This window comes from Arachidicoccus sp. BS20, assembly GCF_001659705.1.
Taxonomy (GTDB): domain Bacteria; phylum Bacteroidota; class Bacteroidia; order Chitinophagales; family Chitinophagaceae; genus Arachidicoccus.
In genome coordinates, this window is sequence record NZ_CP015971.1 from 566701 (window position 1) to 581976 (window position 15276).

The 15276-nt window shown below is 38.5% G+C and carries 14 protein-coding genes; 8 read left to right on the top strand and 6 right to left on the bottom strand.

Annotated elements, in window-relative coordinates; all coding sequences use genetic code 11:
- Positions 1–69 precede the first annotated feature (69 nt).
- The 5 genes from A9P82_RS02640 to A9P82_RS02660 form a co-directional block, all read right to left on the bottom strand.
- Entirely contained in the window at positions 70–567 is a 498-nt protein-coding gene (locus tag A9P82_RS02640) for a DUF4296 domain-containing protein (RefSeq protein ID WP_066203947.1), read from the bottom strand.
- Complete coding sequence (gene porD / locus A9P82_RS02645) at positions 567–1487, bottom strand: type IX secretion system protein PorD (RefSeq protein WP_066203949.1); 921 nt, start codon at positions 1485–1487, stop codon at positions 567–569. The genes A9P82_RS02640 and porD overlap by 1 nt, the downstream gene beginning before the upstream one ends.
- A complete protein-coding gene (gene coaBC / locus A9P82_RS02650; RefSeq protein ID WP_082915185.1) occupies positions 1480–2676 on the bottom strand; it encodes a bifunctional phosphopantothenoylcysteine decarboxylase/phosphopantothenate--cysteine ligase CoaBC in 1197 nt (398 codons plus the stop codon). Before coaBC ends, porD begins: the two co-directional genes overlap by 8 nt.
- A 123-nt stretch (positions 2677–2799) precedes the next feature.
- Entirely contained in the window at positions 2800–3141 is a 342-nt protein-coding gene (locus A9P82_RS02655) for a DNA-directed RNA polymerase subunit omega (protein WP_066203953.1), read from the bottom strand.
- Positions 3116–3958 carry an outer membrane protein assembly factor BamD gene (locus tag A9P82_RS02660; RefSeq protein WP_066203955.1) on the bottom strand — a complete coding sequence of 281 codons (843 nt, stop codon included), beginning with the start codon at positions 3956–3958 and terminating at the stop codon, positions 3116–3118. Before A9P82_RS02660 ends, A9P82_RS02655 begins: the two co-directional genes overlap by 26 nt.
- Before the next feature lie 207 nt (positions 3959–4165).
- Here A9P82_RS02660 and A9P82_RS02665 point away from each other — a divergent pair, with 207 nt between their 5' ends.
- Positions 4166–4786: a LolA family protein gene (locus A9P82_RS02665; protein WP_066203956.1), complete on the top strand. Its 621-nt coding sequence runs from the start codon at positions 4166–4168 to the stop codon at positions 4784–4786.
- 48 nt (positions 4787–4834) lie between these two features.
- Entirely contained in the window at positions 4835–5593 is a 759-nt protein-coding gene (locus A9P82_RS02670; protein WP_231891191.1) for a class I SAM-dependent methyltransferase, read from the top strand.
- Positions 5594–5672: 79 nt separating this feature from the next.
- Here A9P82_RS02670 and pgi read toward each other — a convergent pair whose 3' ends face one another.
- Positions 5673–7328: a glucose-6-phosphate isomerase gene (gene pgi, locus A9P82_RS02675; RefSeq protein WP_066203960.1), complete on the bottom strand. Its 1656-nt coding sequence runs from the start codon at positions 7326–7328 to the stop codon at positions 5673–5675.
- Positions 7329–7485: 157 nt separating this feature from the next.
- On the opposite strand from pgi, the gene A9P82_RS02680 reads away from it, so the two are divergent.
- The 6 genes from A9P82_RS02680 (at position 7486) to A9P82_RS02705 (ending at position 15262) form a co-directional block, all read left to right on the top strand.
- Entirely contained in the window at positions 7486–7959 is a 474-nt protein-coding gene (locus A9P82_RS02680) for a nucleoside deaminase (RefSeq protein WP_066203962.1), read from the top strand.
- Positions 7960–8041: 82 nt separating this feature from the next.
- Positions 8042–9847, top strand: a complete 1806-nt coding sequence (locus A9P82_RS02685) for a serine hydrolase domain-containing protein (RefSeq protein WP_066203964.1) — start codon at positions 8042–8044, stop codon at positions 9845–9847.
- Between the two features lie 44 nt (positions 9848–9891).
- The gene (locus tag A9P82_RS02690) at positions 9892–11916 is read left to right on the top strand and encodes a M13 family metallopeptidase (RefSeq protein WP_066203966.1); all 2025 of its coding nucleotides are present in this window, start codon (positions 9892–9894) and stop codon (positions 11914–11916) included.
- A 118-nt stretch (positions 11917–12034) separates the two neighbouring features.
- A complete protein-coding gene (locus tag A9P82_RS02695) occupies positions 12035–13000 on the top strand; it encodes a polyprenyl synthetase family protein (protein ID WP_066203968.1) in 966 nt (321 codons plus the stop codon).
- Between the two features lie 39 nt (positions 13001–13039).
- A complete protein-coding gene (locus A9P82_RS02700; protein ID WP_066203970.1) occupies positions 13040–13582 on the top strand; it encodes an STM3941 family protein in 543 nt (180 codons plus the stop codon).
- A gap of 9 nt (positions 13583–13591) precedes the next feature.
- Positions 13592–15262, top strand: a complete 1671-nt coding sequence (locus A9P82_RS02705) for an amino acid permease (protein WP_066203972.1) — start codon at positions 13592–13594, stop codon at positions 15260–15262.
- Positions 15263–15276: the final 14 nt, after the last annotated feature.

The following is a 15276-nucleotide window of genomic DNA, read 5'->3' on the forward strand; positions in this document are numbered from 1 at the left end:
TAAATATTTTTTTAAAACAAATCTAAGAAAACGAATATTTTATACATAAACGCTTTTTATTGGCTAAAGTTATGAGACCTCCCGAGGCTTGGTTCTTGGTTTATTTTCTTTGGGCAACGGCTTTAAAAGATGCTTTTGAAGCGCGGGTGGGAAGGCTTTTTTCAAATGTTTTGAACTATCTAGACTACTTTTGGTAGAAACGGGTATGTGAGCTGATGGTGTGTAATGAAATGAATCTTTGATTTTTGTTCCATAGGTGTAAGACGAATCTATCAGCGTTTGCATTAACACCGGTTTAGATTCGTAGTATGCTAAACTTTTTTTATAATCATCGACACTTATTTTATTGTCATTTAATATTTTATGATAAGCAAGTGTGATACTGTCTTTCAAATGCAGGCGCGTTTGTTTCGATGTGTCGGACTGATAAACACTCTCAGCAACCGTCATTTCCCATATAATTTTTTTCATTATCGGCGGTTTTACAATGCCTGGCGGAAATGCTTCGGAAGAACATGCACTTGCAATGATAACTGGTACAAAAAACAATAAAATTTTTCTCATCATTATTTCAATTCGGTGTTGTATTTATCTGCGCCGTTTGGGTCAAGCAATAGCAAAGTTTCCAATGCCTGCGAACGCACATCGGGCGTTGCTTGTTTAAAAATCCCTGCTAGTTCGGCATTGCGGTTTTCGATAAAAAACTGCTCAATCATTGAATTTGGATTTGCCTGATTTATTTTTTGAAGATTGACTAAAGCCGACAAAACATTTTGTTTTGCTTTTGCATCATAGTCATACAAACTATCCAAACCTCCGCGAAAATATTGATATAACACGCGATGAATATCGCTGAATCGTGTATCGGTTAAATTATTTGCCAGCCAATATCTGTTGCGCGTGCCATCGAAAGATTGCCAGCCTTTAATATCGGAAGAACGTGGTGCGCCATTTACAATATTCATTGCTTCGCGAAAATAAGCGCCGCCGCTATTTAGCTTAAACGAATCGTAATTCATGCCTAAAATAATGTTCACATAAAAAGCGAGTGTTGCCGTAAGATTGGAAGCCAATACATCTGCTCCGGCAATTTGTGTAGGATTAAATTGCAACTGCTGATAAGGCTGAAACTTGAACACAAACTGCCTGTCAAGATAATTAACTAATTGCGATTGATAAATGGAATTAAACACCGGGCGCGCAGCCTGTACCAATAATTGCGCCTGATATTCATTTTGCGCGGAAGAAGAAACGAGCGTGATGTTAAAGTTACAGCTGATTTTTTCCTGCGGTTGATAATCGTCTCTTGTCCATTTACGAGCATTGAGAAAATCGGTAATTTGTTGTTGCAAATTTTGCATGGCAGTCTGGTCAACATTTGTTCCCAATTGTTGTGAATTGACAGTTACAGTTGCATTCAGTTCTTGTGAATACCCTGCAATGGAACATTGCCATACAATGATTAAAAATACAATCCGTTTAAGCATTCTGCTTTAATTTTTCTTCCACAATTTCGAGAATATAATCTGCAACATCTTGCTTGCTCATCAAACCGCTTTCGTATTGATTGCCGTTTTTGTCCAGTACAGTTACTTTATTTGTATCAAATCCAAAGCCTGCGCCTTGTTCATTCATAGAATTTAGGACAATCAAATCGGCATTTTTATCTGCCAGTTTTTTTCGTGCATTATCTAATTCATTATTTGTTTCCAGGGCAAAACCTACCAGCAACTGATTTGATTTCAGGCTTCCCAATTCCTTCAGAATATCTTTTGTTTTTTTCAAAGAAAGAGTGAACTGTTCTTCTTTCTTTTTTATTTTTTGCGAAGCTGTTTCTACCGGTGTATAATCTGCTACAGCCGCCGACAGCACAGCGATTGAGCAATTTGGAAATTGCTGAACAGCCTGTATAAACATATCTTCGGCAGAAGTAACTTTAATGATTTCTATATTTTTATAAGCCGGAAAATGTTGCGCCGGTCCGCTGATAAAAATCACATCTGCGCCGCGTAAATAAAATGCTTCCGCCAAGGCTGTTCCCATTTTCCCGGTTGAATGATTGGCAATAAAACGAACCGGGTCAATGGCTTCATGTGTGCTTCCCGAAGTAATCAATACCGTCTCTCCTGTCAATTCATTTGTTCTGAAAGAATTTTTTATTTCAAGCAAAATATTTTCCGGTTCGAGCATTCTTCCTTCGCCGGAAAGTCCGCTTGCCAATTCGCCGGAATCCACGCCCAACACAATATTCCCATAACCGGTTAATGCTTCAATATTCTTTCGGGTCGCAGCATGATGCCACATATCTTCGTCCATCGCGGGCGCACACATGACTTTGCAGGTTGCAGACAGATAAACGGAAAGCAACAAATTATCGCATTGTCCGTTTGCCATTTTTGCCAATGTATTGCAGCTTAACGGAGCAATCAGCATCAAATCTGCCCAACGACCAAGCATCACATGATTTGCCCAAACATCCTTTTCAAATAAGTTGATTAAAACTTTGTTCTTAGACAAAGTGCTTAACACCAACGGCGAGACAAATTTTGTTGCAGCTTTCGTCATCACAATTTTTACTTCGGCTCCTTCTTTAATCAGTAAACGTGTGAGCGAAATAATTTTGTACGCAGCAATGCTTCCGGTAACACCAATTAATATTTTTTTCCCTTGTAACACAACTATTATTTAGTTATCAAACTTAGAACATAATGCTTAAACCACCGAAACTTTTAAGAAACACAAAATGCCATCAGATGCAGTATCGGATGGCATATCAAATTTTTTATACAGTATCGTAAATTAAACGAACAGGTCGTCTTCGTTTTTACGGAAGTAAACTTTATCTTCCATAAATTCTTCCGTTGCAAGAATAGCCGGATTAGGCATTCTTTCATACGCTTTGGAAATTTCGATTTGCTCTTTGTTTTCGTGAATTTCTTCAAGGCTGTCTGTATGGCTTGCAAATTCGTCCAGCTTGCTATGCAATTCTTCGCGAATGGCAATATTGATTTGATTTGCTCTTTTTGCAATAATTGCAATAGATTCATACAGATTGCCTGTTTTCTTTTTGATAGACACGAGGCTGCGTGTTTCAATCACATTTGGAATGTGGGAACTAACTTGCCTTCTTAGTTTGCTCATTTTCTGCTATTATTTTTTTTAATCTTGCTATTTGATTTTGTGAGTCCTTTTTTATACTCTGAACTCTGGATATATATTTACTGTTGGCGTATTGTGCCGAAAAATTATCACATTCATCTACTGCTGTCTGGTAACGGTCCATCTGAAGATACGCATAACTCTTTTTGGCATATTGATAACTCGACAGCAAAGTTTTAAACATATACTCTTCGCCTTTACTCGAATTAGGATAATCGCTAATCAACAGGTCAAAATAGATATGGGCAGATTTGTAATAACCCAAATCGTAATATTGCTGCGCTGCCATATATTCTTTTTCTTCCAACTTTGAATTACAGTTTTCAATCAATTTTTTGGCAGTATCTGCATGAACGTCATTCGGATAAGAGTTCAAAAACGATTGCAATGTAGAAATTGCCTTCATGGTAGAAGACTGGTCTAACTCTACTTTGGCAGAATTTTTATACAAGCAAAGACCTTCCATATATGCCATTTCAGGCACTTTTTCGCTGTTGGGAAATGTTTCCGTAAACTGCTGAAAAGCCAATCCCGCCGCTTCATAATCTTTTAAATAATAAGCTGTATATGCAAATCTGTAATAGCCGTCTTCGTATCTGTTAGTACTTTTAAGATAGTTCGTAATCAGTTCCTGATACAATTCCTGTGCATGAGCATATTCTTTTTTGGCATAATACTCGTCTGCCATTTTCAACTTATATTCATTGTTTGTACTTTTCAGTACCTTAGAATATTTTGTAGCACACGACGTAGTAAACAGCGCTAAAAACAATATTAATACCTGAAAAAATTGCTTCATAAAGTTTGCAAAGTTACATTTATTTCGGCAATATATAAAAGGAATTTTTGCTAAGTATTTATCATTCGTTAATTTAAAACTAAAAAGAAAAAATAAACAGCAGAATTTCTATTTAAAATGGCTTGTAATTTAAACATCTGTTTAAATCTCCCGTCTCAGAATAAGATGAATTACTTAACTTTGCACACTCAAAAATCAATAATAAAAATGAAAAAAATTACAATCATTGCATTATTTCTAACCTTTGCAGTAACCACCTTTGCACAAAGTGATGCTTCGGGCATTTTGAATAAAGTAAGCAACAATCTTAAAAATATCAAAGGTGCAACTGCCGCTTTCAGCTATTCTACTAAAGACCGCAACAATCATAATCTTGGCACTATCAACGGCAATATCGCCATCAAAGGCAACAAATATTACATCAAACAAGGCAGTAATGAAATTTTCTGCAATGGCGCTAAAACGTGGAATTTCAACGGAAAAGACGAAGTAACCGTAAACGATGTGGACAATTCCGGCGGCACACTGAACCCTGAAAAATTATTATCAGGAGATTTTGTGAGCAAAGATTTCGGAAGCAAGTTGGTTTCCTCTCAGGGTTCCATAGCTATTATTGAATTAGTTCCGACAGACAGAAGGAAGAATTTTACAAAGGTAAATTTGTATGTAAACAAAACAAGGAATCTCATCACAAAAGCTATTGTGTATGAAAAAGGCGGCAATATAGTTTCTTTCAATTTAAGTAATATCAATACCGGCGCTAACCTGCCGGAAAGTAAATTTACTTTCGACCCTAAAGCGCATCCCGGCGTAGATGTGATTGACTAAAACATTTTTTGAAAGCCGCATTTCGCGGCTTTTTTTAACTATATTATTATGATTCAAAACAGCACTACACGATTCAGTAACAGGGTAGATAATTATGTAAAATATCGTCCCGGTTATCCTATGGAAATCGTTGATTTTTTGCAGGCGGAATATCAATTATCCAACGATAAAACAATTGCCGATATCGGTTCAGGCACAGGCATTTCAAGCAAGTTATTTTTGGATAACGGTTACAAAGTAATTGGCATTGAACCAAACAAGGAAATGCGTGAAAAATCTGAAGAACTGTTGCATAATTATAAAAATTTCAGTACAGTCGCCGGAACAGCGGAGAATACGCTTTTGGAAAATCATTCTGTTGATACAATCATTGCCGGACAGGCTTTTCATTGGTTTGACAAAACAGTCTGCCGTAAGGAATTTGAACGAATTTTACAGCCGCATGGCAGTGCCGTTTTAATATGGAATGAAAGGCTCGCCGATTCCGATTTTGAAAAAGAATATGACAGACTAATTGTAAAGCACAGCATCGACTATGTAAAAGTTGACCACAGAAATATCGATGAAAAGAGCATTAAAGATTTTTTTGCGCCGCATACCGTGGAGTTGAAAATATTTTCCAACAGGCAAATATTTGATTTCGACGGATTGAGAGGCAGGCTTCTCTCCTCTTCTTACGCACCGAGTGAAAATCATGCCGGCTATCAGCCAATGCTTGACGATTTGAAAACTCTTTTTAAAAAGTATCAGACAAACAATCGCATTACCATTCATTACGCGACGAAAGTTTATGTGACTAAATTTTAGAACAACGGTAATTAATAAAAAAGTCCGTGTCTTATGGGGCACGGACTTTTTTATTTGCTGTTTTCAAAAAAATACTGAATTACTTTCTGAGTTTCTTGAAAGCATTTATCAAACCATTCGTGGAAGAATCGTGCGAACTAATTTCTTCGTCGCCCTGCAATTCCGGCAAAATTTTTCCGGCTAATTGCTTGCCGAGTTCAACGCCCCATTGGTCGAATGTAAAAATATTCCAGATAACGCCTTGAACGAATATTTTATGTTCGTATAACGCAATTAAATTACCCAAAGTTTCCGGCGTAATTTCTTTTACAAGGAAAGAGTTCGTAGGTCTGTTGCCTTCAAATACTTTGAATGGTGTTATCTTTTTAATCTCTTCATCGCTCTTGCCTTGTGCTTTCAGTTCAGCGATTACCACTTCTTCCGTTTTACCGTTCATCAATGCTTCTGTTTGCGCAAAGAAATTGCTCAACAATTTTACATGATGGTCGCCGATAGGATTATGACTAATCGCCGGAGCAATAAAATCCGCAGGAATAATTATCGTTCCCTGATGAATCAATTGATAAAAAGCGTGTTGTCCGTTTGTTCCCGGCTCGCCCCAAATTACAGGGCCTGTGGCGTATGAAACGTCATCGCCTTTTCTGTCCACGCTCTTACCGTTACTTTCCATATTGCCCTGTTGGAAATATGCTGAAAAACGGTGCATATATTGGTCATAAGGCAAAATCACTTCGGTTTGCGTACCGAAGAAATTAGTGTACCAAAGTCCGACCAACGCCATGATTACAGGAATATTTTTATCGAATTTTTCAGTCTTAAAATATTCGTCCACTTCATAAGCGCCGCGCAATAATTTTTCAAAATTATCGTAGCCAATGCTCAACACAATGGACAAACCAATCGCGCTCCACAAAGAATAACGACCGCCGACCCAATCCCAAAACTCAAACATATTTGCTGTATCAATGCCGAATTTTGATACTTCTTTTTCGTTGGTGCTTAGCGCTACGAAATGCTTTGCTACAAACGCTTCGTCTTTCGCAGATTCTAAAAACCAATCACGTGCAGAATGTGCGTTGGTCATGGTTTCCTGCGTAGTGAATGTTTTGGAAGCAATTAAAAATAATGTTTCGTCGGGTGTTACTTTTTTCAAAGTTTCCGCAATATGCGTGCCATCAACATTGCTCACGAAATATGGCTGAATGCCTTCGACCCAATAAGGTTTCAATGCTTCCGTAACCATTACCGGACCTAAATCGCTTCCGCCGATACCGATGTTTACAATGTATTTAATCTTTTTGCCGGTGTAGCCTTTCCATTCGCCGGAATGAATTTTTTCGGCAAAATTTTTCATTTGCTGTTGCACTCTTTTTACATCAGGCATTACATCTTTGCCGTCGCTGTAAACAGGATTTCCTGAGAAATTTCGCAAAGCGGTATGCAACACAGAACGGTTTTCTGTTTCATTAATTTTTTCTCCGCTGAACATCGCATCGATAGCTTCTTTGACTTTGCAATCTTCCGCAAGATTCAACAATAAACTAATGGTTTTTTGTGTGATAATGTTTTTGGAATAATCAAATAAGATATCGTTGAAATGCAACGAAAAATTATTAAATCTGTCCTCATCCTTCTCAAACAGGTGCTTTATTTGCGTATGGCTCATTTCCTCATCATAATGTTTTTTAAGCAAGAGCCAAGCCTGTGTAGTCGTGGGATTAATTTTAGGTAACATAGTATTGCGTATTAAATTTTTCGTCCGGCAAAGATAATCCGTTACACACAATGACGGCAATTTTTATTTTCACAGAAAGAATAGTTTTACCAACCTGTTTTTAAAACATTTATTCTTGCAAACATTTTCTATTTTTGAATTTTGACTTTAATTGAAGATGACGAGAGAAGAAAAATTTATGCAACAAGCAGTTGCACTTGCATACGAAGGCATACAAAACAATGAAGGCGGACCTTTTGGTTGCATCATTGTAAAGGATGATAAAATTATCGGTCGCGGCAACAATAAAGTTACCAGCACCAACGATCCTACTGCACACGCAGAAGTTATCGCCATTCGCGATGCGTGCAAAAACCTGAATACATTCCAGCTCGATGATTGTGAAATTTACACTTCGTGCGAGCCTTGTCCCATGTGTCTTGGCGCAATTTACTGGGCAAGACCCAAAGCAATTTATTATGCCAATACACGTAAAGATGCGGCATCCATAGGCTTTGACGATTCGATGATTTACGACGAAATGACTAAAAAATTAAGTGAAAGGAAAATTCCTATTATTAACGTTGGCAGAAACGATGCCGTTAAGGTTTTTGAGGAATGGAAAAATAAGGAAGACAAAACTGAATACTAAAATCTGCGAATAGTGCACAACAAAAAATCATTCAGAAAAACTTTATTTTAAATAACTTTATCCTTTTCACAAATCATCTGTTATGCAAAGAAAAACCATCGTCCAATTTCTGCTTTTTACTTTTTCGTTTTTACTTGGTAATGCGCAAACACACCAAGCAAATCTACACTTTCTTCATGCAATGAACGAAGTTGAAAATAATGTCGTTTTACTGAACAACCCAAGCGAAATTATTCCCTTAAAAAATTTAGATAAAAGAAAAATTGTCGCGGTACATTTTGGCTTTGGAGAGCAAGATATTTTTGACAGTCTTTTAAACAAATATGATTTTATAGATACACTGAATGCTGCGCCGTATAAGGATTCCGCAAACTTTTATCATGTTGAAGACGATTTGAAATATTTCAACACGGTCATTCTTGCATTGAATAATACGCTTATTGAAAATAAAAAAATACAACAGTTTATCAATGATATTTCCGGCAGAAAAAACACCATTATTGCCTTCTTCGGCGACGGAAAGAATTTGTCTTTTTTCGACAAAATGAATATATCGCTCATTTGGTATAAAAGTGAAAATAATGTTGCCGTATTCGTTGTGCCGCAAATCATTTTCGGCGGTATTGCCACGACGGCTCTGTTGCCCAAAACATTTTCTTCTTACAAAAAAAATACAGGTTTTAAAACTGTTGCAACACGTCTGAAATTCACGGTTCCCGAAGATGTGCATGTGAATGCCGATGATTTAAAATCCATCGATTCTATTGCTGCGGAAACCATTGAAAAAAAGGCTTCGCCCGGCTTGGTAGTGCTTGCCGCGAAAGACGGGAAAGTATTTTTCAACAAGGCTTACGGAACGCATACTTACGATGATAACATTCCTGATAAAATTACTGATTTATTTGACCTAGCATCTGTTACAAAAATCACGGCAACCACGCCTACTGTAATGCATTTGTACGATGAAGGAAAATTGAATCTCGATACCACCATTGGTTATTATCTCGCACGCACGCGCACAACGCCTATGAACCCGATTCATGTGCGCGAAGTGATGTTGCATCAGGCGGGATTTGTGCCGTTCATTCCTTTTTATAAATACATTAAACAAGGAATTGATTATAGTACCGATTCTTCAAATGATTATCCTACAAAGGTTGCAGAGCATTTTTATATGCGTAAAAACTTCTTCCGCGACGTAATGTGGACGCAAATGATGAATTCACCCATCAAAACGCGCGGTAAATATGTTTACAGCGATTTGAGTATGTACACCATGCAACAAATTGTAGAGCAACTAACAGAAACGCCATTGAACAAATTTGTATTAGACAGTTTTTATAAACCGCTTGGAATGCAGACTGCGGGCTATTTGCCGCGCAAAAGGTTTTCTGCAAGCCAAATTATTCCTACGGAAAATGATACTTCTTTTCGTCATCAACTGCTGATTGGTTATGTGCATGACGAAGGCGCAGCGCTCAAAGGCGGCGTTGCCGGACATGCAGGGCTTTTTGCAAGTTCCATCGACCTCGCAATTTATTATCAGATGTTGCTGAACAAAGGCAGCTATGGCGGTGTTCAATATTTTAAACCTCAAACAGTAGAGTATTTTACAGGCAAGCGTTCGACTGTAAGCCGCAGAGGACTTGGCTTTGACCGTGCAGATACTTCAAAAAATTATCCTTCAAAACTGGCGTCGCCGCAAACATTCGGGCATACGGGTTTTACGGGAATCGGCGTGTGGGTGGACGTTCCGAGAAATCTGGTATATATCTTTTTGTCTAACCGTGTTAATCCAAACAGAAGCGCTGAATTAATACATTTGGATATTCGTCCGCGTATAGAAGATGTGCTGAACAAGGCGATTGATAAGGAGAAGAATCATTAAACTTCCAACTAATTGTATTATTTTTAAAATCTAAAATTATTTTTATGCGAAAGCTCATCTTTTCTGCCTCAATAGCAGCACTTACTGTTGTTTCTTGCAACAATAACCAAAGTGCTAAACCCGATATTCTTGCTGCAAATATCGACACCACAATCCGTCCGCAAGATGATTTTTTTGATTATGCCAACGGCGCGTGGCTTAAAAAAAATGATATTCCCGGCGATGAAACCGAATGGGGAATTGGAAACTTAGTGGACAGCGAATTGTATGAACGCAAAAGAAAGATAAATGAAGACGCTGTAAAAAATCCGCAAGGTGATATCGCGAAAAAAATTGCCGCATTCTGGAAAACCGGAATGGACACGACGTCGCTTGAAACGCAAACTGTGTCTGTATTGCAGCCGCAACTCGATTTAATTGATTCAGTCAAAGATGTAAAAACTTTGTTGGCAGTTTCGGCGGCTTTGGATAAGATTGGTGTCGGTTCTTTGTTCGGTTCTTACGTTGGACAGGACGATAAAAACAGCAGCGCAGAAGCGTTTCAACTTTATCAGGGCGGATTAGGTTTGCCCAACCGCGATTATTATTTCAACACTGATGCGCGCACCACAAAAATCCGTAATGCCTATATCCCGCACATTCAAAAAATACTGATGATTACGGGCGAAGATTCAACCACTGCAAAAAGTAGCGCGCAGCAAATTTTTAATCTTGAAAAAACGCTTGCAGCATCCTGCCGAAAGCTGGCAGATTTGCGCGACCCATATAAAAATTATAACAAATTTTCCGTGAGTGGTTTTGCGAAGCAAACATCCAATATCGATTGGCAGAGTTGGTTGCAAAATATTGGCATCAATCATTTGGATTCATTGATTGTGGGTCAGCCGGAATTTTTTAAGGCATTAAACAAAGAACTTGCAGTTGCGCCAATCAAGGTGTGGAAAGAGTATCTGAAATATCATTTGCTTAGCAGTTTGGGAACTTTTGTGAATACCAAATTCGATGAAGAAAATTTTGACTTCGGCGGAAAAATTATGAGTGGCGTTACAGTGCAAAGACCAAGGTGGAAGCGCGTTCTGGATTGGGAAGAAGGTTCTGTGGGCGAAGCTTTGGGGCAATTATTTGTAAAAAAATATTTTGACTCAACGGCAAAGAAACGCTATTCCGATTTGGTGGAAGATATTCGCGCAGCGTTAAAAGAAAGAATAGAAAAACTCGATTGGATGAGCGATTCTACCAAGCAAAAAGCTTTGTATAAATTAAGCAAAATGAACAAGAAAGTAGGCTATCCCGACAAGTGGAAAGATTTTTCTGCCATGGAAATCAAAGACCAGCCTTTCGTAAAAAATATTATCGCGGCAAATCTTTGGTGGCACAATTATGAAATCGAAAAGCTCGGTAAACCGGTTGATAGAGAGGAGTGGGACATGACGCCGCAAACATACAATGCGTACTACAATCCATCGAACAACGAAATAGTTTTGCCTGCCGGAATGTTTACCGTTCCGGGAATGCGCGACAATGAATTAGATGATGCTTTTGTTTACGGCTACGCCGGTGCATCTACCATCGGACACGAGATGACGCACGGCTTTGACGACCAGGGCAGGCTGTATGATGCGGAAGGAAATTTAACCAACTGGTGGTCGAAAGAAGATGAAGAACAGTTCAAAAAACGTGCGGCTGTTATCATCAATGAATTTAATGGTTTTAACCCTGTGGATACATCGCACATCAACGGCGCTGCTACAACGGGCGAAAATATTGCCGACCTCGGCGGCGTGTTGCTTGGCTGGGATGCCTTTACAAAAACGCAGGCGTATAAAGACAATAAAACTATTGCCGGATTGACACCTGCGCAACGTTTCTTTTTAGGCTACGCATACAGCTGGATGTACAAAGAAAGACCTGAAAGACTCGCGCGACAGTTGATGACCGACGTACATTCGCCGGCAAAATATCGTGTAATCGGACCGTTTGAAAATGTGGATGCTTTCTATAAAACCTACAACATAAAACCCGGCGATAAAATGTATATTGCGGACAGTTTGAGAGTGAGGATTTGGTAGCTTTCTAATTAGTAATTAAGAATTATAAATTAATAATTGCCGGTTGTTCTTATGCAATTATCAATAATGAAAACGCTTAATTTTTAATTACTAATTGTCAATTCTTAATTAGAAAAAAATGTATTCTTTCGAAGAATTATTAAAATTATATACAGCAAAATTTAATACGCCCCATTTTCCCGAAGAACCGCAAAACTTGTACGAACCTGCGGAATATTTTCTCGGCATTGGCGGCAAAAGAATGCGTCCTGTTGCATGTTTGATGGGCAATGAGTTGTTTGATGAAATCAATGAAGATTGTTGGAAAATAGCCAATGCTATTGAGCTGTTTCACAATTTTACCTTGATGCACGACGATATTATGGACGATGCTTCGTTGCGGCGCGGCAAGCAAACCGTTTTCGCCCGCAACGGCGCGAATGCAGCCATTCTCAGTGGCGATGTGATGCTGATTCGTGCGTATGAATACTTGAGTGAAATCAATCCCGAATTGTTACAACCTGTTCTTGCTCTGTTTAACAAAACGGCGCGCGAAGTATGTGAAGGACAGCAATACGATATGGATTTTGAAAAAGCCGAAAATGTATCGCTTGACGCGTATATCGAAATGATACAACTAAAAACTTCGGTATTGTTGGCGGCGAGTCTGGAAATGGGAGCAATCGTTGGCGGTGCAACAAAGAATAACCGTGAGCATATTTACGAGTTTGGGAAAAATTTGGGTATCGCCTTTCAGATACAGGATGATTATCTTGATTGCTTCGGCAACCCTGAAAAATTCGGTAAAGAAGTCGGCGGCGACATTCGCAGAAACAAGAAAACTTTTTTATTGATTAAAGCATTGGAAAAAGTTTCCGGCGCGCAAAAAGCTGAATTGGCGAGGCTTTTAGTCAATGACGAAAATGATAAAGTGGAAAAAGTTTTAGCTATCTATAAAGAAGTCGGCGTGGACAATTGGGCAAAAGATTTATTGCAACAATACGCCGGTAAAGCCATGCAGCATTTGGATAATATTGTTGTAGTGAAAGCGCGTAAGAAACACATGAAAGAGTTTGCGGAATATTTGTTGCAAAGAGAATATTAGTCTGAACTGTGATTTATGGGATTGAAATGATTATAGGAAATGAACAGAATTGAAATTTATACAAGTAGAAAGAAAGCCATTTTACTTTTAATCGCGGCATTACTCTTTGCAATAGGTGGGACTTATATGTTCATCAATGCAGAAACTTTTTCCAAATATCCTTTGATTTTGGTAAAATCATTTTCCGCCTTTACAGTTTTGTTTTTCGGTTTAGGAGTTTTCGTATCAATTTGGATGCTGCTGAAAAACAGATTAGCATTAACAATTGATGAAAATGGTTTAACAATATATAGCATGTTTAACTCACAGTTTATTGATTGGAATTCAATAAAAAATTTTGTTGTAAAGAATATGGGGAGAAGTCAAAAATTTATAGTGATAGAACTAAAAAATCCACATGGTTGGATGAGGCAAGAAAGAAGCGCCTTTAAGAGAAAAACAATGCAATTTAGTATGAACTTAGTTGATTCCCCTTTAAGTCTTAGTTCAGATAGTATGCAAATCAGCTCAGAGTCTCTATTGAGTTTATTAAATGAAAATTTAGGAAAGTATCAAAATAAAACTTTTCTTCATAAACAATAAAAACTGCCAATGTCCAATTCTCTATTCCGCAAAAAATCCATCGAAACCATCCAGCGCGATTACGACAAAGGTTTGGAAGACGGTCATCCAATGGGACTGAAAAAAGTGCTTGGCGTGCGCGACCTTACATTTATGGGTGTTGCAGCCGTAATTGGTGCAGGTATTTTCTCAACCATTGGTACGGCTGCATTTCAGGGCGGTCCGGGTGTAATTTTTCTGTTCATGATTACGGCAATCACTTGCGGTTTCACGGCTTTGTGTTATGCAGAGTTTGCGTCGCGCGTACCAGTTTCCGGAAGCGCCTATACTTATTCGTATGTAACGTTCGGCGAAATTGTTGCATGGATTATTGGCTGGGCATTGATTCTTGAATATGCCATTGGAAATATTGTTGTCGCTATTTCATGGAGCGCGTATTTTAATCATTTGCTGGAAGGCTTTGGTGTGCATTTGCCCGATTGGCTTACGATTGGTTATCAGACCGCGAAAATCAAGTACGACGCGGCTTTTGCGGCAGGACAACCTTTGACCGATTTGGTTTATACAAATGCGCCAACTATTGGAGGCATCAAATTTATCATTAATCTTCCTGCATTTATTATTGTTGTGTTGATTACAATTTTGGCATACATCGGCATTTCCGAAAGCAAGAAGAGTGCGAATTTTATGGTTGGATTGAAATTGGTAGTGTTGGCTTTCATCGTTGCTTTCGGTTTTTACTTAATTCTTCACGAAGGAACGACAAGCAATTGGACGCCTTTTTTGCCTAACGGAATGGATGGCGTACTGAAAGGTGTTTCTTCCGTATTCTTTGCTTACATTGGGTTTGACGCGATTTCAACTACGGCAGAAGAATGCGCCAATCCGCGCAGAGATATGCCGCGCGGAATGTTGTATTCATTGCTGATTTGTACGGTCATTTATATTCTCGTTGCATTGGTCATAACAGGATTGGTTAACTATAAAGAATTTGACGGTGTGAGTGACCCGCTGGCGTATGTGTTCAATAAAATCAATATGCAGAAGATTGGGTTGATAATTGCTGTGAGCGCAGTAGTTGCGAGTACAAGTGTGTTGCTGGTTTTTCAAATAGGACAACCGAGAATCTGGATGAGCATGAGCCGCGACGGATTACTGCCGAAGCAATTCTCACAAGTAAGCAAAAAGTTTAAAACGCCTGCATTTGCGACAATCATGACAGGGTTGCTCGTAGGTATTCCTGCGTTGTTTATTGATGATGTGTTGATGACGGATTTAACGAGTATCGGAACATTGTTTGCATTTGTGTTGGTTTGCAGCGGCGTGTTGGCTTTACCGCAAATCAAAAAGGACGGCGACAAATTCAGATTGCCTTACATCAACGGAAAATGGATCATTCCTTTGCTCGCAATCATTTTTATTTATCTCTTCAAAGGCAGGCTGCAAGCGGCTTTCAGCAATTTAGGAACAGAAAATTATGAAGAAATTTTATTCTTAATTTTTGTCGTAGTGTTGATTGTTGCCGCAATATTGAGCTTTGTAAAAAATTATTCATTAATTCCCATTCTCGGTGCGTTGTGTTGCTTGTATTTAATGATTTCCATTCCGCCGAAAAGCTGGCTCGTATTCTTTGGCTGGATGGCTTTGGGGCTGTTGATTTATTTTATTTATGGAAGAAAGAAAAGCAGATTGAGAGAATAGAATTAAGTTATAGA

Coding starts and splice junctions, on each gene's coding strand:
- pgi (WP_066203960.1), bottom strand. CDS start 7,328: ATGTTACCTAAAATTAATCCCACGACTACACAGGCTTGGCTCTTGCTT.
- A9P82_RS02700 (WP_066203970.1), top strand. CDS start 13,040: ATGAACAGAATTGAAATTTATACAAGTAGAAAGAAAGCCATTTTACTT.
- porD (WP_066203949.1), bottom strand. CDS start 1,487: ATGCTTAAACGGATTGTATTTTTAATCATTGTATGGCAATGTTCCATT.
- A9P82_RS02705 (WP_066203972.1), top strand. CDS start 13,592: ATGTCCAATTCTCTATTCCGCAAAAAATCCATCGAAACCATCCAGCGC.
- A9P82_RS02640 (WP_066203947.1), bottom strand. CDS start 567: ATGATGAGAAAAATTTTATTGTTTTTTGTACCAGTTATCATTGCAAGT.
- A9P82_RS02690 (WP_066203966.1), top strand. CDS start 9,892: ATGCGAAAGCTCATCTTTTCTGCCTCAATAGCAGCACTTACTGTTGTT.
- A9P82_RS02680 (WP_066203962.1), top strand. CDS start 7,486: ATGACGAGAGAAGAAAAATTTATGCAACAAGCAGTTGCACTTGCATAC.
- A9P82_RS02665 (WP_066203956.1), top strand. CDS start 4,166: ATGAAAAAAATTACAATCATTGCATTATTTCTAACCTTTGCAGTAACC.
- A9P82_RS02660 (WP_066203955.1), bottom strand. CDS start 3,958: ATGAAGCAATTTTTTCAGGTATTAATATTGTTTTTAGCGCTGTTTACT.
- A9P82_RS02685 (WP_066203964.1), top strand. CDS start 8,042: ATGCAAAGAAAAACCATCGTCCAATTTCTGCTTTTTACTTTTTCGTTT.
- A9P82_RS02655 (WP_066203953.1), bottom strand. CDS start 3,141: ATGAGCAAACTAAGAAGGCAAGTTAGTTCCCACATTCCAAATGTGATT.
- A9P82_RS02695 (WP_066203968.1), top strand. CDS start 12,035: ATGTATTCTTTCGAAGAATTATTAAAATTATATACAGCAAAATTTAAT.
- A9P82_RS02670 (WP_231891191.1), top strand. CDS start 4,835: ATGATTCAAAACAGCACTACACGATTCAGTAACAGGGTAGATAATTAT.